This window comes from Streptomyces sp. NPDC051987, assembly GCF_040680735.1.
Lineage (GTDB): Bacteria > Actinomycetota > Actinomycetes > Streptomycetales > Streptomycetaceae > Streptomyces.
Genome location: NZ_JBFAXI010000001.1, coordinates 225,202 through 248,464 on the forward strand (window position 1 = coordinate 225,202; position 23,263 = coordinate 248,464).

Below are 23,263 nucleotides of genomic sequence, written 5' to 3' on the forward strand. Positions count from 1 at the left end.
TCACACCTCGGCGGGGAAGCGCTCCCAGACGCGGTGCTCGCCCAGCAGGGCGACGACCTGCTGCAGCGTCGCCGTGCCGCTGTCCCCGACCACCACACCGGCCGCGTCGGCGGGCACACCGGCCGCTTCCAGGGCGGCCTCGGCACCCTTCCAGCCGCCGATCGCCTTGCCGTGCCGGAAGGTCTCGTTCAGCAGCAGCGCCACCCGCGGGTCATGGGTGGGCCCCTGTCCGTTCGCCGTACCGGCCTTGGCGTCCCGGGCGCCGTACGCGTCGGTGCCGAGCCCCGGTGCGCCGGCGATCAGGAGGGCGTCGAACTCCACGGACCGGGCGGTGGCGTAGGTGCGCTGGACCGGCACCGCGCCGTCACCGTTCCCGCCGCCGTGGTCGCCGGTGCCGTTGAGCAGGCCGCCGGCCGGGGCGACGACCAGGGGCACCATGCCCGCCTGGACCACGGCCTCGCGCACGGCGTGCACGCCGTCGAGGTCGCCGTCCGGGCCGGCGACGATGCCGATGACCCGCCCGTCGGTGGGCCAGGTCCGCCCGACCTGGGACAGGGCGGGGCTGGGCTCGACGTCGGCGAGCGGCACGGTCGGCTGCGGCGCGGGCAGCCCGAGGCCGGCCGCGACCTGGGCGCACAGCTCCGGGTCGATGTTGGCGAGCACCTGCAGTCCGCGTTCCTTGACGGCCTGTTCGTAGCACTTGCCGAGTTCGAAGGTGTAGGCGCCGATGATGTGCTCGCGCTCCACCGGGCTCATGCTGAGCCAGAACCGGCGCGGCTGGCTGAAGTGGTCGGCGAACGTCTCCGGCGGCTGCCGGGTCTTGTGGGACTCCGGTACCGGGACGGGCGTCTCGACGTACGCGCCGAGGTCCGCGCCCGGTGCGAACGGGCAGCCGCCGTCGAGGGAGTTGGGCCGGTAGGGGGCGACGCCCCGGTGGACCGCCGTCTGGTGCATGCCGTCGCGCAGCATGTCGTTGACGGGGGCGTGCGTCCGGTTGATCGGCAGCTGGGCGAAGTTGGGGCCGCCGAGTCGGGTGATCTGGGTGTCGAGGTAGGAGAAGAGGCGGCCGGCGAGCAGCGGGTCGTCGGTGACGTCGATGCCGGGGACGAGGTGGCCGACGTGGAAGGCGACCTGCTCGGTCTCGGCGAAGTAGTTGGACGGGTTGCGGTCGAGGGTGAGCAGTCCGATCGGCTGGACCGGGGCGAGTTCCTCGGGGACGAGGTTGGTCGGGTCCAGCAGGTCGATGCCCTCGAAGGTCTGGTCCGGGGTGTCGGGGAAGGTCTGGATGCCGAACTCCCACTGCGGGAAGGCGCCGGCCTCGATCGCGTCGGCCAGGTCCCGGCGGTGGAAGTCGGGGTCGACGCCGCCTGCGATCTGCGCCTCCTCCCACACCAGCGAGTGCACGCCGAGCTTCGGCTTCCAGTGGAACTTCACCAGCGTGGTCGTGCCGTCGGCGGCGACCAGGCGGAAGGTGTGGACGCCGAAGCCCTCCATGGTGCGGTACGACCGCGGGATGCCCCGGTCGGACATGTTCCACAGGGTGTGGTGGGTGGCCTCGGTGTGCAGGGTGACGAAGTCCCAGAAGGTGTCGTGGGCGCTCTGCGCCTGCGGGATCTCCCGGTCCGGGTGGGGTTTGCCGGCGTGGATGACGTCCGGGAACTTGATCCCGTCCTGGATGAAGAAGACCGGCATGTTGTTGCCGACCAGGTCGAAGACGCCCTCGCTGGTGTAGAACTTGGTCGCGAAGCCGCGGGTGTCGCGGACGGTGTCGGAGGAGCCCCTGGACCCGAGCACGGTGGAGAACCGCACGAAGACCGGGGTCTCGACCTCGGCGGCGAGGAACGCGGCCTTGGTGACCGTGGCCGCGGTGCCGTAGCTGCGGAAGACACCGTGCGCGCCGGCGCCGCGGGCGTGCACCACGCGCTCCGGGATCCGTTCGTGGTCGAAGTGCATGACCTTCTCGCGCAGGTGGTGGTCCTGCAGCAGGACGGGACCGCGCGGCCCCGCCTTGAGCGAGTGGTCGGTGTCGTGGCGGCGGTTGCCCTGGGCGTCGGTCAGGTAGGGCTCCGCCTGTGCCATCCGGGCCTGGTCGGCGCCGGTCGGCTGTCCGGTCGGCGAGTAGGTGTCCGGGCCGCTCTGGTCCGGCTTCGGGGGCAGCGGGTCACGCGGCTCGGTCGGTTCCGCGACCGCGGGCGATTCGGGGCCCGGCTTGCCCGGAATGCCGTCGGCGGGTCCCGGGCGGTCGCCCCGGACGGTGTCGGCGACCTTGTCTGCCGCTCGCTTGAGGGGATTGGTCTCGCCCATCGGTACCATTCCTTCGCGTCTGGCAGGCCGCCGTGCGTGGCGGCCCGCTGTTTCTCCGAGCGCGGACAACCCCCCTGAACCGGCTACGCCCGCGTACCCGGACGGCCCGGGTCCAGGCACGGATTCGCGGTCGGATCACGTCGTCCCGACGGCGGCGGGGGGCTCAGCGCCGTACCACGCGCACCTCGCGCACCGACGGGTCGGAGGCGTCCGGGATGAGCACGCCGTGGTCGGCGCCGCTGCGCAGGTAGTCGAGGATCTCCTCGGTGATCACCTCGCCGGGGGCGATCACGGGCACGCCCGGCGGGTAGGGGCTGATCATCTCCGCGGCGATCCGGCCCACCGCCCGCTCCGCGGGCACGTGCTCGGCCTCGGCGAAGAAGGCCTCCCGCGGCAGCATGGCCTGCTCCAGCTCCAGCGCGGCCGGCTCGGGCACCTCCACCCACTCCTGGTGTTGGACGGAGCCGGCGTGCTCGACCAGGGCGTGCAGGGCGTCGAGGAGGGTCTTCTCCGTCTCGTCGTCGTCGGCGTAGGTGAGGGAGGCGCTGAACCGGCAGGTGTCCGAGCCGCCGACGTCCACGTGCCGGTGGGTCCGCAGCCATTCGGCCGCCTGCATGCCGCTGATGCCGAGTTCGCGGACGTCGATCACGATCTTCAGCGGGTCGAAGGAGCCGGCCAGTCCCTCCTGCACGATCTCCTGGCCCATCGGCCGCAGGCCCGGGAGTTCTCCGGCCCGGGTGCGGATCCGTTCGGCGCGGTGCAGCGCGTCGTCCAGCAGGTCGTGGCCGCGCTCGACCATCTGGCGGCGCCAGCCGTCGAGGGTGGCGTACACGAGGGACGAGGCGCTGGTGGTGCCGAGCAGGTCCTCGCGCTGCTTGAGCACCTCGGGCGAGACCCGGTCGAACTGGAGGTGGAAGACCGAACTCTGCTCGATGGCGCCGCCGGTCTTGTGGACGCTGGTGACCACGAGGTCCGCGTCGGCGTCCATGCCCCACGGCGGCAGCCCGGGGTGGAAGGGGAACACCGCGCCCCACGCCTCGTCGACGATGAGGGGTACGTCGGCGTCGTGGCAGGCTTGGGCCACGGCACGGATGTCGGCGCAGCTGCCCCAGTCCGTGGGGGTGATCAGCAGCATGCCCTTGGCGTCCGGGTGCTCGCGCAGCCGGGCGCGTACGTCGTCCGCCTCCGGCGGATGGGCCAGGTGCCGCTCGCCGTCGAACCTGGGGTGGACCCAGACGGGTTCGACCCCGCTGACGATGAGGGCGGCGACCACCGACTTGTGCGCGTTGCGGGAGACCAGCAGCTTCTCGCCGGGGCCGGCCACGGCCAGCATGGCGGTCTTGACCGACAGGGAGCTGCCGCAGGTGGAGAAGAACGCCCGTTCGGCGCCGACGGCGTCCGCCATCAGCTCCTGGGCCTGGCTGAGCACCCCTTGGGACTGGCGGCGGTCGTCGAGGCCGTTGAGGGTCAGCACGTCGGAGCGGAACACGTCGAGACCGACGACCTCCGCGACCCGGGGGTCGGCACCGCGGCCCTGTTTGTGGCCGGGCGGACCGTAGGCGATGTCGCCACGGCGCCGGAACTCCTGCAGCGCCTCCAGTACGGGTGCCCGTGAGTGGTCCATCGTTCCTCCCAGGTGGGTGCCTCGCCCGGCGGTCCGCGCCCCGCCGGGTACACCGACCGTGTGCACCGGGTGCCGAGGTCGAAACACCCGGCTGGAGGATCAGTCACCTTGTTGACTACGGGCAGCCGCTCGCTGCTGGAGTCTGCGCAGGACCAGGTCGCCCCACTGGAGGTTCTCGCGCTCGAAGGACATCCCGCGCAGCAGGGTGAGGTACGGGCCGACGCGCTCGGCCTCGGCGAAGTACGCCTCCTCCGAGCGGCCGGCGAGCAACCGCTGCCGGATCCGCTCGTAGCGGGCCAGCTTGGCGGTGGCCCACTCCATGCGCTCGGCGACGGCGGCGCGCACCGCGTCGAGGTCGCCGGCGTCCGCGCACTGCACCTTGACCAGCAGCTCGTCCCGGACCACGGAGGGGCGGGCCGGGGGTTGGGCCGTATAGGCGCGTACGGCGGCACGGCCGGCCGGGGTGAGGGAGAACAGCCGTTTGGTGGGACGGCGCTCCTGCTCGACGACGCGGGCGGTGACCAGCCCCTCGGCCTGCATGCGCTCCAGTTCGCGGTAGAGCTGCTGCGGCGTCGCCGTCCAGAAGTTGGCGACCGTCGCGTCGAACCCCTTGGCGAGGTCGTACCCGGAGGCCTCGCCCGCCAGCAGGGCGGCCATCACCGCGTTCCGTAGAGCCATGGGTTCACGCTAGCATCCGCCTAGTCAACTTTTTGAATAGGTAGGTGGTTCCCCATGCAGGCCGTGCACCCTTTCCGTGAGGCCGTCGAGAACGGCGACATGGACGCCGTGGCCGCGCTGCTCGCCGACGACGTCGTCTTCACCAGCCCGGTCGCCTTCAAGCCGTATCCCGGCAAGGCGATCACGGCCGCGATCCTGCGCGCGGTGTCGCAGGTGTTCGAGGACTTCGCCTACGTACGGGAGATCGCGAACCCGGACGGCCGCGACCACGCCTTCGTGTTCACGGCGACGGTCGCCGGGAAGGAACTCCAGGGCTGCGACTTCCTGCACTTCGACGAGGACGGCAGGATCGACGAGTTCACGGTGATGGTCCGCCCGCTGTCGGCCGCGCAGGCGCTGTCGGAGGCCATGGGCGCCCGCTTCGAGCAGATCGCCCAGGAGGCCGCCGCCGCGCGGTGACCGCCGGGGTGCCGCGGCAGCGGCTTCCGCGCCGCCCCGTCATCCCTTGCCCCCGTCATCCCTTGCCCCCGCTGAAGTTGCGCCACTGGGGCCCGATCCGCCGCCATTCCGCGTCCCATTCGTCGAGGCGGCGGTGCATCAGCCGACGGCGGACCAGCCAGCCGCCGCCCCACACCGCGGTCGCGACGAGCGGGCTCACGAGGACGGCGGTCGCCAGGGACTCGCAGGCGGCCTCGGCCCGGCTCGGGGGCGCCGCGACGGGCCGTTCGGCAGCATTCACCCAGACCTGCACCCTGCTGCCCGCCCTCGCCGTGGGCAGGGCCTTGGCCAGGCCGGTACGGGTGGCGCCGGCCGCGTCCGTCCAGCGCACCGTGACCCACGACTTGCCCACGTCGTAGCCGGTGAGGACGGGCGAGCCGGCCGCCGCGTTCTCGGTCAGCCGGGCCGACACCGGGTGGACGGCGGCGCGCCGCTCGGCGAAGTCGCGGTGCACGGCCGCGCCGGCCGCCGCGCCGGCGAGCAGCCCGCCGAGGAGGGCCACGGTCCAGACGGCGAGCACGATCCAGGCCTCCACGACGTCGCTGGGGCGGCGCAGCGGATTGCGCCGCCAGCGCCAGAACGGTCTGCCGGTCACGGGTGCGCGACGCATCCTGGTCATGGTCCGGCGCCTCCTTCCGGGATCCGGGACGTCCGGCCGCGGGCAAGCGGCCTCAGGCCGGCGGGACGTGCTCCGGGTCGGGAAGATCGGGATCGAGGTCGGGGCGGCGGGGCGGACCGGCGAGGGCGCAGTCCACGGCGACCACGCCGTCCACGCCCCGCACCCACCCGGCGGCCACCGGGATCAGCGCGGTGTCCGAGACCCGGCCGGTGAGCGTGACGACACCGTCGCGGACCCGCACCCGCACCGGTCCGGCGGGGCCGGGGAAGAGGTGCGGCACGATGTCGCGCCGGATCTCCTCGGCGATGTCCTCGTCGTCCCGCAGGAACACCTTCAGCAGGTCGGCACGGCTGACGACGCCCCGCAGCAGGCCCTCCGCGTCGATCACCGGCAGGCGTTTCACCCCGTGCCGGGCCATCGTGCGCGCCGCCTCGGGCAACGTGGCCTCGGGGTGGACGGTGACGGCCGGTACGGTCATCAGCTCGCCGGCGGTCATCGCCGTCGCCTTGGCGCGGTCGGCCCCGGGCGGACCGCCGAGGGCGTCACCGCGGGCCTGCTCCTTGCGCAGCAGGTCGGCCTCCGAGACGACGCCGACGACCCGGCCGTCGTCGTCGAGGACGGGTGCCGCGCTCACCTGCCACCGCTGCATGGCCTTCACGATGTCCTTGAAGGGCGCGCCGTGGCGCAGGGCGAGGACGGTGTGGGTCATGACGTCGTTCACGATGTGCGGGGTGCCGGTCATGGCGACCTCCAGGGTTCGGCTGCCGTGGGCCGACACCCTCAGAGTCGGTCATCCGAGCCCCGAGGGCATGGGCCGAACGGTCCCGTTCTCCCGGTCCTGTCCGCCCCACGCCGGGCCGGGCGGCGGGCGCGCGTCGGGCAGCGCCGGTAGCTTTGACGCTACGGCTCCCCCACCGGCACCCGCCACACCAGCGTCGTGCCACCGCCCTCCGCGGCCGCCGGGCAGTCCCACTCCAGCCGGCCGCCGAGTTCCTCGGCCCGCTCGGCCATGTTCCGCAGCCCGCTGCGACGGCCCTCGGGCGCGATGCCCACCCCGTTGTCCCGGACCGTGACGACCAGCTCCCGGCCGTCGGTGGCCAGCACCACCTCCGCGCGGTCGGCGCGCGCGTGCCGGGCGACGTTCGTCAGGGCCTCCGAGAGCACGGCGACCGCGTGATCGGCGATCTCCTTGGGCACGTCGGTGTCGATCAGCCCCTCCATCCGCACACTCGGCGCGAAGCCGAGCGCCCCGGCCGCCTCGCCCGCCACCCGCACCGCGCGCGCCCGCAACCCCGTGCCGGCCCCGCCCTCACGCGCCCGCAGTCCGAAGATGGTCGACCTGATGATCTTGATGGTCTCGTCGAGGTCGTCCACCGCCCGCAGCACCCGCTCGGACGCCTCGGCATGCTCGATGAAACGCCCCGCGCTCTGCAGGGTCATGCCCGTCGCGAACAGCCGCTGGATCGCCAGGTCGTGCAGGTCCCGGGCGATCCGGTCGCGGTCCTTGAGCACCGCGATCTCCTCGGCGTCCCGCCGCCGCTGCGCCAGCTCCATCGCGAGCGCCGCCTGCGCCGCGAACACCGCGAGCGGCTCGGTCTCCTTCGCGGTGAACAGCGGACCGCCGGCCTCCCGGGCCAGCAGCACCACGCCCCGCACCCCCGCCTCACCCGTGCCGATGGGGATCGCCACCGCCGGCCCGAGTCCGCTGAAACGCGGCGGCTCGGGCGAGACCCGCTCGTCGTGCACGACGTCCGCGGTGGTCACCGCCGCGCCCTTGGAGAAGGCCAGGCCCATCAACGTCCGGTCCAGCGGCAGCACCAGCCCCCGGTGAGCGTCCGCGTCCGTGCCCACCGCGATCTCCACCGCCAGCGACTCGGAGTCCTCCACCGGGGTCGCGACAGCCGCCAGCGCCGACCCGGTGATCTCCCGGGCGTGCTCGGCGATCAGCCCGAGGGCCTCACCGCTCGCGCTGCCGGACATCAGGCTGTTGGTGATCTCCGCGCTCGCCCGCAGCCAGCGCTCGCGCAGCCGTGACTCCTCGTACATGCGGGCGTTGTCGATCGCCACACCGGCCGCGACGGCCAGCGTGGACGTCACCGACACGTCCTCCTCGTCGAACTGCGCCCCGCCCCGCTTCTCGGTCAGGTAGAGGTTGCCGAACACCTGGTCACGCACCCGGATCGGCACCCCGAGGAAGGTGTTCATCGGCGGATGGTTCGGCGGGAACCCGTACGACGCCGGGTGCTCCGACAGCTTGACCAGGCGCAGCGGTTCGGGGTGGCGGATCAGCTCACCGAGGATCCCGTGCCCCTCCGGGAAGGGACCGATCCGGGCGATCTGCTCCTCGCTGACGCCCACCGTGTGGAAGGCCGACAGCCGCCTGCCGTCGGGCCCGATCACCCCGAGGGCCGCGTACTCGGCGTCCACGAGCACCGCCGCCGCCTCCACGATGCTGTGCAGAGCCTGCTCCAGGTCCAGCTCCCGGCCGACCGAGAGCACCGCCTCCAGCAGGCTGTGCACCCGGTCCCGAGTGCCACGCGCCGCGTCCAGCCGGGCCTGCAACTCCTCCAGCAGCTCGTCCAGCCTGAGGTGGGGCAACCGCACCCGGGCCGCCTCGTGGCTCTCCACCGCACTCCTCCCGACCCCGTCGACGTGTAAACCGGCAGGTCCGGTCAGAGCCCACGGTAGTGGGAGCCGGCCGCTTCGGGCACCCCGATCGGGCAAGTCACCGCCGCTCCGGCGGGAGGGCCGGGCGGGCCGCGGACCCGGTCCGGCACGAACCGTCCGGCACCGGTGCGCCGGCCGCCGGCGCGCGGCCGTCAGGAGACGGGGTCCAGGCCGTACCGGCTGCGGCCGCCGACCAGTTCGCGTCCGGTGACCAGCTCGGGCTCGATGCGGACGAAGACCTCCCGCGGGGACGGCGCCCACGACCTGGGGCCGTCGCGGAGCAGCCTCGCGTGTTCGCCGGGGTCGTCGACCACGCTCGCGCGGCCGGTCACCACGACGCTCCAGCCGGCGTGCGCGACGGCGTCCACCTCGTCGGCCTCGAAGGCGACCACGGCACCGTCGATGGCCCGGACCAGCTCCGAGGCCTCGGACGTGCGCAGGACCACCGCTCCCCCGGGCCCGAGCCCGAAGTTGACCGGCAGCACGGCCGGCAGGGCCCCGCGGGTGTGGACGATACGCCCGACCGGCACCCCGGAGAGCAGCCTCAGGCACTCGCGCCGGTCTAGTTCACGGAATCCGTCGTTGGCATACATCGGCCGTCTCGTCTCTCACACCGTTCTGTGGTCGGTGGCCTTCGGGGGGTGGGCGACGGCCCGTCCGGGCCGTACCGGGGCGACGGCCGCCGGTGCCGGTGGCCGGGGCGAGGACCGCCATGTCGTCACCCACCCTCCTCGGCCGCCGCGGCGCCGGAGCCTGGTCGCGGATCCAGCTTGACCGGGCCCGCTCGGGTGCGCTTGGGCCGTCCGGCCCCATCCGGACCGCCGGACGGGCCCCCGGCTCCCCGGAACTCGCCAGAACTCACCGGGGCGGACGCCGGGCCCCTGCCCGGCCGCACGACACACACCGCCCCTCGGCCATCCGCCAACCGGCGCGGGATCTGGCCGTTCGCCGGGCAGTTGGCGGCACATTGGTGCGTGCCCAGGTGCGTGGTCACCCGTCGGCCAGTACGGTGGCGTCCTGGTGTTCGACCTTGGACAGGGGACGGCCCCGTGGGCCAGTCAGCGGGCGGGTGGAGGCGGCATGGCCGGCAAGAAGGCGGCGGAGCTGCCGCGCAAGGCGTACGAGGCGGAGCTGCTGCGGCTGCAGACCGAGCTGGTGAAACTGCAGGAGTGGGTCCGGGCCACGGGGGCGCGCCTGGTCGTGATCTTCGAGGGGCGGGACGCGGCCGGCAAGGGCGGCACGATCAAGCGGGTGACCGAGCACCTCAATCCGCGCATCGCGCGGATCGCGGCGCTGCCGAAGCCCACCGAGCGCGAGCGCACCCAGTGGTACTTCCAGCGGTACGCGGAGCATCTGCCGGCGGCCGGGGAGCTCGTGCTGTTCGACCGGTCGTGGTACAACCGGGCCGGCGTCGAGCACGTGATGGGCTTCTGCACGAAGGAGGAGTACCAGCTCTTCCTCCGGCACTGCCCGATCTTCGAGCGGATGCTGGTGGAGTCCGGGATCCTGCTGCGCAAGTACTGGTTCTCGGTGAGCGACACCGAGCAGCAGGACCGGTTCCGCAAGCGCCTCGACGACCCGCTGCGGCGCTGGAAGCTCTCCCCGATGGACCTGGAGTCGATCACCCACTGGGAGGCCTATTCCCGGGCCAAGGACGAGATGCTGGTGCACACCGACATCACCGAGGCGCCCTGGTACATCGTGGAGAGCGACGACAAGCGCCGGGCCCGGCTGAACATGATGGCCCACCTGCTGTCGACCGTGCCGTACCACGACGTGCCGCCGCCGGTGCTGGAGCTCCCGAAGCGGCCGCCGTCGACCGGCTACGAGCGCCCGCCGCGGGACCTGCAGACCTACGTCCCGGACCACGCGTCGAGCCTCTGAACAGCCGGTCACCGCGACGGCGGCCGTCGGCACGCCGGGGGGCGCGGTGGCGGTGACCCGGCGGCTGCCATGATGATCTCCGGGATCACCTGGCGAGAGGCGGCGCATGACACACGGCGGAGGCGGTCGTCCGGGGTGGCACCGGCTCGTGCCCGGACTCGTCTCGCTGCTCGGCTACCGGCGCGCCTGGCTGAGGGGCGACCTGATGGCCGGGGTGACGGTCGCCGCGTACCTGGTGCCGCAGGTGATGGCGTACGCCGGGGTGGCCGGGCTGCCTCCGGTTACCGGCCTGTGGGCGATCCTGCCCGCCCTGGCGCTGTACACGGTGTTCGGCTCCTCGCGGCTGCTCTCGGTCGGCCCGGAGTCCACGACGGCCCTGATGACGGCCACCGTCGTCGCACCGCTCGCGGCGGGCGCCCCCGGCCGCTACGCCGTGCTGGCGGCCACCCTCGCCGCCGCGGTCGGCCTGCTCTGCCTGATCGCACGGGCGGTCCGGCTGGGCTTTCTGGCGGACCTGCTCTCCCGCCCGGTCCTGACCGGCTATCTGGCCGGGGTCGCCGCGATCATGGTGGTGGACCAGCTGCCCAAACTCACCGGCGTCCCGGTGACGGGTACCGAGTTCTTCCCCCAGCTCTGGTCGTTCTTCACGCACGCGGGCGAGGCGCAGCCGGCGACCGTGGTCTTCTCGGCGGTGACGCTGTTCTTCCTGCTCGTCGTCGCGCGGCGCGTGCGGGCGCTGCCCGGCCCGCTGCTGGCCGTGGTCCTGGGCACGGCGGCCGTGGTGGCGTTCGACCTCGACGGCCGGTACGGCCTCAGGGTCATCGGCACCGTACCGGCGGGGGTGCCCGGCCTCGCCCTGCCGGACCCGGCCGAGCTGCCCCGGCTGGTGCTGCCCGCGCTCGGCGTCCTGCTGGTGGCGTACACGGACTTCATCCTCACCGCCCGCGCCTTCGCCGGCCGAGGCCCCGACGACGGCCCTGGGCTCGACGCCGACCAGGAGTTCCTGGCCCTCGGCGCGGCCAACCTCGGGGCGAGCGTGGTGCACGGCTTCCCGGTGAGCAGCAGCGCAAGCCGTACCGCCCTGGCCACCTCGGCGGGGGCCCGCAGCCAGGGGTACTCCCTGGTCGCCGGCGCCCTGGTCCTCGCGGTCCTGCTCTTCCTCAGTCCCCTGCTCACCCGGACGCCGGCCGCGGTGCTGGGCGCCCTGGTCGTGTACGCGGCCACCCGCATGACCGACCTCGCCGGCTTCCGCCGCCTGGCCGCCTTCCGCCGCCGCGAGCTGTTCCTCGCGCTCGGCTGCCTGGCCGGGGTCCTCGCCCTGGACATCCTGTACGGCGTGCTGGTAGCCGTCGGCCTGTCGGTGGCCGAACTGCTGACCCGGGTGGCCCGCCCGCACGACGCGGTCGAGGGCCTGGTTCCCGGCCTGGCCGGCATGCACGACATCGACGACTACCCCACCGCCCGGACCGTCCCGGGGCTCCTGGTCTACCGCTACGACTCCCCCCTGTTCTTCGCCAACGCGGAGAACTTCCACCGCCGGGCGCTGGCCGCCGCCGACGAACAGAGCGAGCCGGTCCGCTGGTTCGTGCTCAACATGGAGGCCAACGTGGAGGTCGACATCACCGCGCTCGACGCGGTCGACGCCCTCCGCCGTGAACTGACGGCGCGGGACGTCGTGTTCGCCCTGGCCCGCGTGAAGAAGGACCTTTTGGACAGCCTGGAGGCGTACGGCCTCGCGGACGCGGTCGGCCACGACCGCATCTTCCCGACCCTGCCGACGGCGGTGACGGCCTACCGGGAGTGGCTGGCGGCACAGCCGGAACAGTAGGCCGAGGGGAGCGGTGTCAGCTCCTGCCCGTGAGGCTCCGGCCGCCGAGGGCGGCGGTGCGCCTGTACTGGGCGAGGGGGGAGTTCCGGCGGGTCTGGCAGTCGGCGAGGCTGGTGGCGCAGCCGCCGCTGTTGAGCTGTGCGCCGCCGGCCTGCATGAAGTGCCACTTGATGTCCGAAGGAGGAAGGAGGAAGGGGGAAACGGGGACCCGCCCGGCCTCGGGGCGGGGCGGGAGGCGGCCGGTCAGTGGCCGCCCCGGCGGGCGTGGGCCGCCGCGAGGAGGAGGTAGCTGCTGGCGGTCCAGGTGTAGGCGCGGTCACGCAGGCCGGTGCCGGTGACGGCGTCGAAGTTCTCGGCGAAACCATGGGTCTCGCACAGGGCCCGGAAGCGGGTGCTGATGTCGTCGGCGAGCCGGTGGTGGCCGGCGCGGCGCAGGCCGTCCTCGACGAGCACCGTGGCGGGGGCCCAGATCGGCCCGCGCCAGTAGCCGTCGGCGAGGTAGTGCGGGGAGGTGGGCAGTTCGGTCGCCAGGCCGTGCGGTGTCAGATGGGCCTTGATGCGGTCGGCCAGCGCGCTGCTGATCGCGTCGGGCAGGTGCTCGCCCAGCACCACGGGCATCAGGTCGAGGAGGCCGGCGCTGCTCCAGGTGTTCCCGCTGGCGACTCCCCGGGCGACGAACCGCTCGCCGGTCCAGAGCCGGCCGAGCAGTGCGGTCCGGGTCTCCTCGGCCGTGGCCGTCCAGCGGTGCGCCGCCTGCTGTCGGCCCAGTTCCCCGGCCAGCGCGGCGAGTTCGCGCAGCTGGAGCACGAGGAAGGCGGCCAGGTCGGCGGTGACGACCGCGCGCTCGGGGTCGAAGGTGGTGGCGTTGTCCCAGCCGCTGTCGTTGCCGTGCTGGTAGTGGGGCAGTTCGGCGCCGGGGGCCCGTCGCGCGGTGAGCCAGAAGGTGGTCCAGCGCTCCAACCGATCGTAGACATGGGCTAGTCGGTCGTGATCGAGAGGGGCGGGCAGGAGGCGGCGGAGGTGGCCGAGGGCCCAGCCGTGGATGGGCGGCTTCACGAAGTTGTACAGGACCTCGGAGTGGGTGACCGAGTCGGGCAGCGCGCCGCCGGCGTCCTGGTGGTCGAAGGGCAGCAGGAACTGGTCCAGGGCGAGTCCGGGACGACCGGGTGCCAGGGCCAGGGCGTTGAAGCAGTGGTCCCAGCTCCAGACCTTGTCCATCCAGTGCTTGGACATCAGCACGGCGGGCCGGGTGACCAGGCCCGCCGGTCGTACGGTCGCCGACCAGACGACGTAGGCGGCGAGTTCGGCGGCCGGTGTGGCGGGCGAACGCCAGGGGGCGACCGCGTCGGCGAAGTCCGCGAACGCGCGCCGCGCGGCCTCCACGACGTCGTCGAAGGTCCCCGAGGACACGTACGGCGGGCGCGCGGTGTCGAGTTCGTCGACCGCGATCTCCCAGGCCCCGGCCGCGTCCGCGGTCACGGTGAGACCGCGGACGGCGCTGCCCAGGGCCTGCGCCCCGGTGACGTCGGTGAGGGTGCCGGACAGCACGGTGACGCGGTAGCGGCGCCCGGTCTCGTACGACGTGAACACGTGCCCGGCCGCCGCCGGGTCGTGGAAGAAGTAGGTTCCGCTGAACGGGGTCAGCGTCCGCGCGGCGGCGAGGACGCCGAGGTCCAGGCCGCGGCCGCGCAGCCGGACGGTGTCCGGCGACTCGTAGGCGAGGTCGACGCGTCCGCCCTCGCCGGTCCAGCTCAGCCGGCCCGGAGTCGCCTCGACCCGGGTCCCGGCGCGGGCGCCCGTCGTCGGGTGCAGGGGGACCAGACGCAGGACGCCGTGCATGCCGTTCTGATGCGACACGAGGTGGAGGTCCTCGGCATGGGTCTGCTCCGCCACCACGGGCGAGATGTCGAACCAGGATCCGTAGGTGCTGAACGGGATGTCGTGGACGGAGAAGGCCGGGCCGGTCGGGGCGGCGGTCATGGTGGCGTGACTCGTTTCTGGAGACAGGGGCAGCGACGGACCGGCGGGCTCAGTCCTTGACGGCACCGGCGGTCACCCCGGCGGCGACGTACCGCTGGGCGAGGACGAGGATCACCGCGGCCGGCAGGGAGGCCACGACGGCGGTGGCCATGATGGCGTTCCACTGCTGGTTGTTGTTGCCGATGTAGTGGTAGATGCCGAGGGTGATCGGCTCGTGGGCGCCGCCGTTGACCAGGGTGCTGGCGAAGACGAAGTCGGACCAGGACCACAGGAAGGCGAACAGGGACACCGTGACGACGGCGTTGCGGCTCATCGGCAGCACCACGGACCAGAAGGTGCGCAGCGCTTGCGCTCCGTCCACCTGCGCGGCCTGCAGGAGTTCACCGGGGATGCCGGACATGAAGGCCGTGCAGATCAGCACCGCGAACGGCACCGCCAGGGTGGAGTCGGCGACGATCAGGCCGGGGACGGACTGGAGCAGGCCGAGCTGGAGGTAGACGGCGTAGAAGCCCATCGCCATGATGATGCCGGGGATCATCTGGGCGGCCAGCAGGGCGAAGCTCAGGATGCCGCCGCCGCGCGGACGCAGCTTGGCCAGCGCGTAGCCGGCGGGGGCCGAGAGGGCGACGGTCAGGGCGACGGTGCCCAGGCCGATGACGAAACTGGTGCCCAGGTAGGGCAGTTGCTCGTCGAGGACGGTGCGGTAGCCGGCCAGGGTGCCGTGCAGCGGCAGCAGGTCGGGCGGGCTCTTGCGCATGTCCTGGTCGCGGGTGAGGGAGACGTTGACCATCCAGTAGACCGGGAACAGCATGATCGCGGTCAGCAGCACGCCGACGGCCGTCTTCCAGCACGCCCTCACGGCAGGACCGTTCCTGACAGGACCTTTCACGGCAGGACCTTTCACGGCAGGACATTTCATGACAGGGCCTTTCATGACAGGGCCTGCTTCCTCTGCACCCGGACGTAGAGCAGGCCGAAGACCAGGGCGGCGACCACGAGCAGGTTGCCGACGGCCGCTCCCGGGCCGAAGGCCGGCAGCAGGTTGCCGAAGCCGAGCTGGTAGGACCAGGTGGCGAAGGTGGTGGAGGAGTCGGCCGGACCGCCCTTCGTCATGATCCAGATGATGTCGAAGACCTTGAGCGTGTAGACCAGCCCGAGCAGCAGGGTGATCGCGGACACCGGGCGCAGCAGCGGGAAGGTGATGCTCCAGAACCGGCGCCAGGCCCCCGCCCCGTCCAGCGCGGCGGCCTCGTACAGGCCGGCCGGGATGGACTGCAGGCCGCTGTGGAGCACGACCAGGTTGAACGGGACGCCGATCCAGATGTTCGCGATGATCACCGAGGCCAGCGACCAGGACGGTGAGGTCAGCCAGTTCACCGGCGCGATGCCGACGGCGTGCAGGGCCGCGTTGACGACACCCGACTCGCTGTTGAGCAGCCACGACCAGGTGGAGGCGGACACGATCAGCGGCAGCAGCCACGGTACGAGGAACAGGGCGCGCAGGGTCGTCGACATCCGGAAGTTCTGGTGGAAGAAGACCGCGAGGGCGAGCCCGATGGCGTACTGGAAGACCAGGCACACGGCGGTGAAGACGGCGGTGTGCAGCAGGGCCGGGGCGAAGGTCGGGTCGTCGAGGACGGTGCGGTAGTTCGCCAGGCCCGTGAACGGCGCGTCGCCCTGGACGAACGAGCGGACGGTGTAGTCGCGCAGGCTCAGGTCGAGGTTGCGGTAGAGCGGATAGGCGTAGAAGAGGGCGAGATAGACGGTCACCGGGGCGAGGAACCCCCAGGCGGCCCACTGGGCGGAGGTGGGCCGGCGGGGTTTCCGGCTGCGGGCGGGGGGTGGGGCGGTGGCGGCCGCCTCACCCCGGACGGGCACGGACCGTTGGTCCGGCGGACGGGTCGTCTGCTTCATGGCGCTCACGTCACTTGGCCGCGGCCTGGGCGGAACTGAGCGCGTCCTTGGGCGACTTGGAGCCGCTCAGGGCGGCCTGGACGGCCTTCCACATCTGCTCGGAGATCTTCGGGTACGTGGTGCCGAGGTCGTCACTGGTGCGGCCCTTGGCCGCCTTGACCGCCTCGACCCACGGCTTGAGACGGGGGTTCGCGGCGACCTGCTGGGCCTGGACCGCGCCGGTCGGCGCCACGTAGGACAGGGTGGTGTCGGTGGTGTAGAGGTTGGCGGTGCTGGTCAGGCAGGTGGCCAGCTTCTGCGCGGTGGCGTAGCGGGCGGTGTCCTTCTGGACCGGGATGGTCACGAACTCGCCGCCGGTCGGGGCCGCTGCGTTGCCTCCGTGCACACCGGGTATGGGCAGTACGCCGTAGTCGAAGCCGGCCTTCTCGGCGCCTGCGAGCTGCCAGGTGCCGTTCTCGCTGAACGCGTAGTCGCCGCTCGCGAACTCCTGCCAGCTGGTCGTCTGGGTGTTGTTGAGAACCGAGTTGGGGGCGTACCCGTTCTTCAGCCAGTCCTTCCACAGCGAGAGCGCCGACACGGCCTGGGCGGAGTCGAGTTCGGTCAGCCTGGCGCCGGCCCCCCAGAACCAGGGCAGGAACTGGAAGCTGCCCTCCTCGGTGCCGATCGCCGAGAACGTGATGCCCTTGTGGCCGGCCTTCTCGACCTTGGCCAGCGCCGCCGTGAGGGAGTTCCAGTCCTTGACCGAGGTGATGTCCACGCCGGCCTTCTTCAGCACGTCCTTGTTGTAGTAGAGGGCGAGGGTGTTGGCGCCGATCGGGGTGCCGTAGGTCTTGCCGCCCGACTGGCCGGCCGCGAGCAGGTTGGGGTCGACCGTCGAGGTGTCCAGCCTGTTGTCGTCGGTCGTGGTGAGCACGCCCGCCTCGGCCAGCGTCGACACCACCGGGTTGTCGACGATGAGGACGTCCGGTGAGTTGCCCTGCTGCGCGGCGAGGAGCGTCTTGTTGCCCAGGTCGCCGGTGTCGAAGCCGGTGCGCTTGACCTTGACGCCGGCCTTGGTGCCGCACTGGTCGAGCAGCTTCACCCAGGCGGAGCTCCGGTCGAACTGCGGGTAGGGGTCCCAGATGGTGTACGTGCCGTTGCCGGCGCCCTTGGCGCCGGTGCCGCCGGAGCCGGAGGAGCAGGCGGTGGCCGTGGCGGTGACGGCCAGTGCGGTGAGGGCGGCGGCGGTCAGACGGCGGTGCCTTGCGGAACTGTTCATGGCGGGAGTTCCTCTGTTCTGGGCATGCGGGTGCCGAGGCACGGGGTGGTGGGAGGTGAGAGGGCACGCCGAACAGCGCCGTCGGGCGATCGGCGGTGGGGCAGGCGTCCGGGGTCGTCCCGGAGCGGCGGTCAGGAGGCCGTGACGGGGCCGGTGCTGGCCCGCAGGGAGATCGGCGGTGCGAGGAGGTGGTGCCGGGGCGGTGCCTCGGGGTGGTCGAGCCGCTCCACCAGCAGGTCGACGGCGCGCCGGCCCATCTCCTCCGCCGGTACGTCGGCCGCGGTGAGCTGCGGGGTCACGGTCTCGGCCCAGCGGGCGGCGACGATCCCGGTGACGGAGAAGTCGCGCGGTACGTGGCGGCCCGCCTGGGCGAGCCCTCGGTAGAGACCGCCCAGCGCGGCCTCGTTCAGCGTGACCAGTCCGGTGGTGGCCGGCTCGTCACGCAAAATCTCCTCCAGGCAGGCCTCGCCGGATGCCGCGTCGTCCCCGCAGCTGTACGTCCGCACGGTCAGCCCGCGCTCGGCCGCGGCCTTGGTGAAGCCGTCCAGGCCGCGGTGTGCGGACTCGTACCCGGCCCGCAGCAGTTGTCCGGGCCGGTTGACGAAGGCGATCCGGCGATGACCGAGATCCGCCAGGTGGTGGACGCACGCCGCGGCCAGCGCGGTGTGGTCGAGCCCCACCCACCAGCCGCCTTCCGGGTGGGCGGTACGGCCGATGGCCACGGCGGGGAAGCCGAGTTCGGCCAGGTGGTCGACCCGGTCGTCCACCAGCCTGATCTCCATCAGGATGGCGCCGTCGACCCGCCGCTCCCCCAGCAGCCGCTGGAACGAGCGGTCGCTGTCCACACCGCTCGGGGAGAGCAGCACGTCGTAGTCGTGGGCCGCGGCGGCCTCCACCACACTGCCGATGAAATCCAGCTGCATTCCGGTGTAGTGGTTGCCGGCCGGCGGGAAGACCAGGCCGATCGTGTTGGTCCGGCCGTTGGCGAGGGCGCGGGCACTGGCGTTCGGGCGGTAGCCCAGCTCGTCGATGACCTGCTGGATCTTGCGCCGGGTGTCGTCCGAGACCGGGCGCTTGCCGCTCAGCGCGTACGACACGGTGCTCCGCGAGACACCGGCCCGGCGGGCGATCTCACCGATGTTCACGGATGGCTCCTTGTCCGAAGGTCGAACCGGTTCGAGTCCTTGAGAGGAGAGTACTCATCGGGTCATGCGGGGCGGGGTGTCAGGCGATACGGGTCCGATCCGTCGAACCGGTTCGCGTGAAGTGACGGTAGAAACAGACACACCGAGTGTCAACACCTCCGGCGAGGCGTGTCCGATCGGCGGAAGGTCCGCTTTCCCTCCGGTCGGAGGGATTGATGGCCGGGACTCCCGGTGCTAGCTTCCCCGAACCGGTTCGATGAACCGACCTCGCAAAGGACCAGAGAACGACTCCGCACCTTCCCTGAGCCCCAGGCCCCCTACACCCCTCTCACCGGACGCACTACTCTGCTGCCGCGCAGATCATCGAACCGGTTCGACGCAGGACAGGTCGGACGCAGAACAGGTTGGACACAGAACCGGTCGGACGCGGGACGACACGCTGTTCGCCGAAGCACCAGGATTGAGGACGCAATCCATGTCATCCACGGACAGATCCGCCGGGCGCAGGGCACCGGCCGCCATGGCACTGGCACTCGGGGCGGGACTGCTCGCCGCGCCGGCCGTCCCCGCCCAGGCCGCACAGACGCCCCAGCCCGCCGCCCACTACACCTTCGACCAGGACGACCTCGCCTCCGGGAGGATCACCGACAGCTCCGGCAACGGCCTGACGGCGACCCTGGTCAATCCCTCCACCGCCGGGTCGGTCGCGGGCACGGACGGCGGCAGGGCGCTGTCGCTGCCCGGCGGCGCGCCCGCCTCCGACGGCGCGTACGTCCGCCTCCCCCGCGAAGTCCTGGACGGCGCGACCGACTTGACGGTCTCGGCCCGGGTGAGGTGGGGCGACGACGACGCGGCCTGGCAGCGGATCTTCGATCTGGGCACCGACACCGGCCGGTACCTGTTCACGACGCCGTCCGACGGCGGAGCACTGCGCACCGCCGTGACCACCGGCGGCGCGGGCGCGGAGGCGCAGGTCTCCGGCTACGCGCCACTGCCCGTCGACGGCTGGCGGACGGTGACGGTCACCCTCGACACCGCGGCCCACCGGGTCACCGCCTACCTCGACGGCGTGGCGGTCTCGTCCGCCGCGACCACCGTCAAGGCCGGTGACCTGCTGAACGGTTCGGCCACCGCGGCCGGTTACCTGGGCAGATCCTTCTACCCGGACCCGCTGCTCAAGGGCGCGCTCGACGACTTCGCGGTCTGGCACTCGGCGCTCACCGCCGAGCAGGTGGCCGACCTGGTCACCACCCCGCCGACCCTCGACCGACTCTCGCGGACGTCGTTCGACGTCCGTACGACGACCGGGACCGCCCCGGCCCTGCCCGCCTCGGTGCGCGCCGCCTTCTCCGACGGCTACGACCGCGACACGCCGATCACCTGGGACGCCGTACCGCCCGAGAAGTACGCCGGGACGGGCACCTTCGCGGTGGCCGGAACCGCGGCCGGGCAGGCCGTACGGGCGACCGTCACCGTGGTCCGCGAGGGAGCGCTCACCGTCGACCTCGCCTCGGACACCGGTGCCTTCCACGGCGGCGCGTCCGGGACGCTCTACGGCGTGTACGGACCGGGCGTCCCGAGCGGCAACCTCATCGAGGGCATGGGCCTGCGCACGGTCTCCACCAAGGCCCAGGACGGCCCGCAGCACCCCGGCGCCGACGCGCTGGAGGTGGTCAGGCCGCTGGCCGACGCCACCGACGGCGATGTGTACATCTACATGACGGACATCCACCGCGGCTTCCCGTACGAGTGGCCGGGCGACACCCCGCAGGAGAGGCTCAGGCGCTACGAGGAGAAGATCACCCAGCAGGTCGACCAGGTTCTGCGGTTGCCGAGGCAGTACCGGGACAACATCGTCTTCGTGCCGTTCAACGAGCCCGAGGGCAACATGTTCGGCACCGGCGAGTGGAGCTACGACAAGGTCAGCTGGCTCTCCGACCCCAGCGACTACTTCGCCGCCTGGGACGAGGTCTACCGGCTCATCAAGGGCAGGATGCCCGACGCCCGCATCGCGGGTCCCAACACCAGCGTCCTGTACGACCAGGTCAAGGGCTTCCTCACGCACACCCTGGCGGCCGGCACCCTCCCCGACGTCATCACCTGGCACGAGCTGAGCCACCCGGAGGCGGTGCGCCGGAGCGTCGCCACATACCGGTCCTGGGAGCAGGAGCTGTTCCGGGGCACCGACCGGGAGGGCACGCGGCTGCCCGTCAACATCAACGAGTACGCCTTCAACTACCACACCTCGGTGCCCGGCCAGATGATCCAGTGGGTGTCCGCGATCGAGGAGTCCAAGGTGGACGCCGACATCGCGTACTGGAACATCGACGGCAACCTCTCCGACTCCGCGGTGCAGTCCAACCGGGGCAACGGCCAGTGGTGGCTGCTGCACGCGTACGCCTCGATGAGCGGGCACACGGTGGCGGTGGCCCCGCCGTTCCCCGGCCAGAACTACAGCATGCAGGGCGTGGCCACGCTGGACGAGAAGAAGAAGCAGTCCCGGCTGATCTTCGGCGGGTCCGCCGGCGAGGGCCACATCACCTTCACGGGCGTCCCCCGGAAGGTCTTCGGGGACCGCGTGCACGCCTGGGTGCGCGAGATCGACTGGAGCGGCCAGGTCGGCGACAACTCCGGCCCGAAGCTGCTGACGGAGACGAACCTGGAGGTCGGTGCCGACGGCGAGGTCGCCGTCGACTTCGGCGACGGCACACTGCCGCGGCTGAAGGAGTCGTCGGCGTACGAGATCGTGCTCAGCCCGGCGGGCGAGGCGAAGGGCACCCGGTCCGCGCCGGTGCGCTGGCAGGGTTCGTACGAGGCGGAGGACGCCGCCCACACCGGGTCCGGCTACACCAAAAACGGCCCCGAGGGCTCGACGAGCGACGTGTCGAAGTTCTACACCTCCGGCGGTTACGACGTCGGCGGCCTGCGCACCGGCTCGGACGTCACGCTCGACTTCGCCGTGGACGTGCCCGAGGACGGCACCTACGACCTCAGCGTCTTCGCCAACTCCCTCAACACCTTCGACAAGGTGCGGGAACAGGGCCCCACCAACGTGTTCCTCCGGGTGGACGGCCAGGCGGCCGGCGAGCAGGAGCTGTACCTGCCGCTCGGCTACAAGTGGGTGGTCTGGGACCACACCGACACCGAGGTGCACCTCACCAAGGGCAGGCACACCCTGACGCTCGCCGCGAGGAGCCTCGACGGCGAGCGTGCCACCAAGGGCGACGCCATCGTCGACCGGCTCACGCTGTCCCTGCCGGCCGCGTCGGCGGCCACCGAGGTCCACGAGGGCGAGCTGGCCTGGACGAGCGGCGGGGCCACCCCCGTCTATGACCTGCCCCAGCACACCCCGGCCCCCGCCACCGGGTCCGGAGCGGTCCGGGTCGGGAAGGACCAGACGGCCACGTTCTGGGTCTACTCCCCCGCCGACCGCGAGGCCACCCTCGACGTCGGCACCCTCGGTGCCGCGGACGCCCGGCTGTCCGTGAACGGGCACGACGTCCTGCACGTGACCGGGTCCAGGCACAAGGTGGCCGTCTCCCTCTCGGGCGGCGTCAACAAGGTGACGGTGACCGGTGGTTCCGGCACCACGCTGGTCGACCGGCTCACGGTCACGCCCACCGACGGCACGCTCAGGACGCGTACGTACGAGGCGCGGGACGCCGCGCTCGCCGGCACGGCCACGCTGACCCCGCTGCCGCTGGCGACGGACGGCACGGCGATCACCGGCGTCGGCGGCGACCCGGGCAACGGGAACACGGCGACGTTCTCGGTGACCGCGGACAGGACCGGCCTGTACGCGCTGCGCATCCGCTACTCCAACCCGGAGCAGTCGCAGGCCACGCACTACAACCCGGACCCGCTGGCCCGGCACGCGGACATCAGCGTCGACGGCGGCGAGCCGCTGCGGGTCGGCTTCCCGAACAGCTTCCACGAGGACAACTTCTGGGAGCTGACCGTCCCGGTGCGGCTGCGCAAGGGACAGAACACCGTCACCTTCCGGTCCGAGGAGCTGCCGAACTTCGACGGCACGACCTACGCCTCGGACACCTTCCCGGGAGTGCTTCTCCGCTCCCGCTACGCACCGCTGATCGACCGGATCGTCGTCGCGCCGTACGCGCGAGCAGTGCGATGAGGTGATGCCCGCCGGGGACGCGATCCGCCGGGGCCTTTCGCCCCGCTCCATCGAGCAGGACCGGCCCCGGCGGCCGTTCACCGTGTCACAGGGTCACGGCAGGGGCGGGTAGGCGTTCTGCATGAGCTGCTGGAACTGGGCGGAGAACCAGTGTCCGGCCAGTGGTGCGTTCGGCAGGGCGCCGGTGGGGTTGTTGCCGTTGCGTGCGTTGCCGCCGTAGGTGGGGTCGCACATGCGGTCGAAGCCCTTGCCCTCGTCGTTGGGGACGGCGGTGCTGGAGCCGTCGGACTCGCCCGGCGGCTTGACCCAGACGTAGGCGTCGATGCCGGCGGCCGGGGCCGCGGTGGGCCGCTCACCGAGACCGGCACCGCTCTGGTTGCACCAGTTGCCGACGTGGACGCGCCGGTCGACGCGGCCGCCGTTGACGTAGTCGTCGACGGACGTGAGCGGCCCGGGGCCGGTGGGCCGTGCGGTGCCGCCCCAGCCGTTGCGGGAGGTGTCGATGAGCATGCCCAGGCCCGAGTTGAAACCGGCGGCGACCAGTTTGTCCCGCAGCCCCAGGGCGAAGGACTGCTCGTCCGCGTACTGGTTCCAGTCGACCCACTTCGCCTGGCGCACGGTCTGGCCGTTCACCGTGTCGGTGAGCTTGAAGTTCGGCTCCTTGACGGGGCCGTAGTTGGCGGTGTTGACGATGAAGCCGGTCACGTCGTTCACGCTGGCGCCGTCGGT

At 72.3% G+C, this 23,263-nt stretch carries 18 protein-coding genes; 4 read left to right on the forward strand and 14 right to left on the reverse strand.

Translation table 11 applies throughout. The features are described from left to right. The 3 genes from AB0M11_RS00985 to AB0M11_RS00995 all read right to left on the reverse strand — a co-directional run bounded on the left by AB0M11_RS00985 (nt 1) and on the right by AB0M11_RS00995 (nt 4,606). Entirely contained in the window at nt 1-2,304 is a 2,304-nt protein-coding gene (locus AB0M11_RS00985; RefSeq protein ID WP_365699914.1) for a catalase, read from the reverse strand. Between the two features lie 163 nt (nt 2,305-2,467). Then, on the reverse strand, nt 2,468-3,928 hold the full coding sequence (locus AB0M11_RS00990; protein WP_365699916.1) for an ornithine decarboxylase: 1,461 nt from the start codon (nt 3,926-3,928) through the stop codon (nt 2,468-2,470). A 99-nt stretch (nt 3,929-4,027) separates the two neighbouring features. Beyond that, on the reverse strand, nt 4,028-4,606 hold the full coding sequence (locus AB0M11_RS00995; protein ID WP_365699918.1) for a PadR family transcriptional regulator: 579 nt from the start codon (nt 4,604-4,606) through the stop codon (nt 4,028-4,030). Nucleotides 4,607-4,669: 63 nt separating this feature from the next. Here AB0M11_RS00995 and AB0M11_RS01000 point away from each other — a divergent pair, with 63 nt between their 5' ends. Further along, complete coding sequence (locus AB0M11_RS01000; RefSeq protein WP_365699968.1) at nt 4,670-5,065, forward strand: nuclear transport factor 2 family protein; 396 nt, start codon at nt 4,670-4,672, stop codon at nt 5,063-5,065. Nucleotides 5,066-5,120: 55 nt separating this feature from the next. Here the strand turns inward: AB0M11_RS01000 and AB0M11_RS01005 are convergent, their stop codons facing one another. From AB0M11_RS01005 to AB0M11_RS01020, 4 genes are all read right to left on the reverse strand, one after another. Next, on the reverse strand, nt 5,121-5,723 hold the full coding sequence (locus tag AB0M11_RS01005) for a hypothetical protein (protein ID WP_365699920.1): 603 nt from the start codon (nt 5,721-5,723) through the stop codon (nt 5,121-5,123). Nucleotides 5,724-5,775: 52 nt separating this feature from the next. Beyond that, nucleotides 5,776-6,465 carry a CBS domain-containing protein gene (locus tag AB0M11_RS01010; RefSeq protein ID WP_365699922.1) on the reverse strand — a complete coding sequence of 230 codons (690 nt, stop codon included), beginning with the start codon at nt 6,463-6,465 and terminating at the stop codon, nt 5,776-5,778. 158 nt (nt 6,466-6,623) lie between these two features. Beyond that, nucleotides 6,624-8,351: a GAF domain-containing sensor histidine kinase gene (locus tag AB0M11_RS01015; protein WP_365699924.1), complete on the reverse strand. Its 1,728-nt coding sequence runs from the start codon at nt 8,349-8,351 to the stop codon at nt 6,624-6,626. 191 nt (nt 8,352-8,542) lie between these two features. Next, the gene (locus AB0M11_RS01020) at nt 8,543-8,983 is read right to left on the reverse strand and encodes a pyridoxamine 5'-phosphate oxidase family protein (protein WP_365699926.1); all 441 of its coding nucleotides are present in this window, start codon (nt 8,981-8,983) and stop codon (nt 8,543-8,545) included. A 487-nt stretch (nt 8,984-9,470) separates the two neighbouring features. On the opposite strand from AB0M11_RS01020, the gene ppk2 reads away from it, so the two are divergent. Then, complete coding sequence (gene ppk2 / locus AB0M11_RS01025) at nt 9,471-10,274, forward strand: polyphosphate kinase 2 (protein WP_365699928.1); 804 nt, start codon at nt 9,471-9,473, stop codon at nt 10,272-10,274. A 106-nt stretch (nt 10,275-10,380) separates the two neighbouring features. Next, complete coding sequence (gene sulP, locus AB0M11_RS01030; RefSeq protein ID WP_365699930.1) at nt 10,381-12,102, forward strand: sulfate permease; 1,722 nt, start codon at nt 10,381-10,383, stop codon at nt 12,100-12,102. A gap of 16 nt (nt 12,103-12,118) precedes the next feature. On the opposite strand, the gene AB0M11_RS01035 is transcribed toward sulP, so the two are convergent. The 6 genes from AB0M11_RS01035 to AB0M11_RS01060 form a co-directional block, all read right to left on the reverse strand. Beyond that, nucleotides 12,119-12,259: a hypothetical protein gene (locus AB0M11_RS01035; protein ID WP_365699932.1), complete on the reverse strand. Its 141-nt coding sequence runs from the start codon at nt 12,257-12,259 to the stop codon at nt 12,119-12,121. Nucleotides 12,260-12,345: 86 nt separating this feature from the next. Beyond that, nucleotides 12,346-14,082: a trehalase family glycosidase gene (locus tag AB0M11_RS01040; protein ID WP_365699934.1), complete on the reverse strand. Its 1,737-nt coding sequence runs from the start codon at nt 14,080-14,082 to the stop codon at nt 12,346-12,348. A 49-nt stretch (nt 14,083-14,131) separates the two neighbouring features. Then, the gene (locus AB0M11_RS01045; protein WP_365699970.1) at nt 14,132-14,893 is read right to left on the reverse strand and encodes a carbohydrate ABC transporter permease; all 762 of its coding nucleotides are present in this window, start codon (nt 14,891-14,893) and stop codon (nt 14,132-14,134) included. A gap of 119 nt (nt 14,894-15,012) precedes the next feature. After that, nucleotides 15,013-15,996 carry a sugar ABC transporter permease gene (locus AB0M11_RS01050; RefSeq protein WP_365699936.1) on the reverse strand — a complete coding sequence of 328 codons (984 nt, stop codon included), beginning with the start codon at nt 15,994-15,996 and terminating at the stop codon, nt 15,013-15,015. Between the two features lie 10 nt (nt 15,997-16,006). Next, a complete protein-coding gene (locus tag AB0M11_RS01055; protein WP_365699938.1) occupies nt 16,007-17,254 on the reverse strand; it encodes a sugar ABC transporter substrate-binding protein in 1,248 nt (415 codons plus the stop codon). Between the two features lie 131 nt (nt 17,255-17,385). Then, nucleotides 17,386-18,399 (reverse strand): LacI family DNA-binding transcriptional regulator, encoded by a 1,014-nt coding sequence (locus AB0M11_RS01060; RefSeq protein WP_365699940.1) that lies wholly within the window; start codon nt 18,397-18,399, stop codon nt 17,386-17,388. A gap of 475 nt (nt 18,400-18,874) precedes the next feature. Between AB0M11_RS01060 and AB0M11_RS01065 the strand changes: the two genes are divergently transcribed. Continuing rightward, nucleotides 18,875-22,534 (forward strand): LamG-like jellyroll fold domain-containing protein, encoded by a 3,660-nt coding sequence (locus AB0M11_RS01065; RefSeq protein WP_365699942.1) that lies wholly within the window; start codon nt 18,875-18,877, stop codon nt 22,532-22,534. A gap of 93 nt (nt 22,535-22,627) precedes the next feature. Here the strand turns inward: AB0M11_RS01065 and AB0M11_RS01070 are convergent. Continuing rightward, nucleotides 22,628-23,263: glycoside hydrolase family 6 protein (locus AB0M11_RS01070; protein ID WP_365699944.1), on the reverse strand; the 636-nt coding region annotated here is incomplete at its 5' end.

Coding starts and splice junctions, on each gene's coding strand:
- AB0M11_RS00985 (WP_365699914.1), bottom strand. CDS start 2,304: ATGGGCGAGACCAATCCCCTCAAGCGAGCGGCAGACAAGGTCGCCGAC.
- AB0M11_RS00990 (WP_365699916.1), bottom strand. CDS start 3,928: ATGGACCACTCACGGGCACCCGTACTGGAGGCGCTGCAGGAGTTCCGG.
- AB0M11_RS00995 (WP_365699918.1), bottom strand. CDS start 4,606: ATGGCTCTACGGAACGCGGTGATGGCCGCCCTGCTGGCGGGCGAGGCC.
- AB0M11_RS01005 (WP_365699920.1), bottom strand. CDS start 5,723: ATGACCAGGATGCGTCGCGCACCCGTGACCGGCAGACCGTTCTGGCGC.
- AB0M11_RS01010 (WP_365699922.1), bottom strand. CDS start 6,465: ATGACCGGCACCCCGCACATCGTGAACGACGTCATGACCCACACCGTC.
- AB0M11_RS01020 (WP_365699926.1), bottom strand. CDS start 8,983: ATGTATGCCAACGACGGATTCCGTGAACTAGACCGGCGCGAGTGCCTG.
- ppk2 (WP_365699928.1), top strand. CDS start 9,471: ATGGCCGGCAAGAAGGCGGCGGAGCTGCCGCGCAAGGCGTACGAGGCG.
- sulP (WP_365699930.1), top strand. CDS start 10,381: ATGACACACGGCGGAGGCGGTCGTCCGGGGTGGCACCGGCTCGTGCCC.
- AB0M11_RS01035 (WP_365699932.1), bottom strand. CDS start 12,259: ATGCAGGCCGGCGGCGCACAGCTCAACAGCGGCGGCTGCGCCACCAGC.
- AB0M11_RS01040 (WP_365699934.1), bottom strand. CDS start 14,082: ATGACCGCCGCCCCGACCGGCCCGGCCTTCTCCGTCCACGACATCCCG.
- AB0M11_RS01045 (WP_365699970.1), bottom strand. CDS start 14,893: ATGCTGTTCCCGGTCTACTGGATGGTCAACGTCTCCCTCACCCGCGAC.
- AB0M11_RS01050 (WP_365699936.1), bottom strand. CDS start 15,996: ATGAAGCAGACGACCCGTCCGCCGGACCAACGGTCCGTGCCCGTCCGG.
- AB0M11_RS01055 (WP_365699938.1), bottom strand. CDS start 17,254: ATGAACAGTTCCGCAAGGCACCGCCGTCTGACCGCCGCCGCCCTCACC.
- AB0M11_RS01065 (WP_365699942.1), top strand. CDS start 18,875: ATGTCATCCACGGACAGATCCGCCGGGCGCAGGGCACCGGCCGCCATG.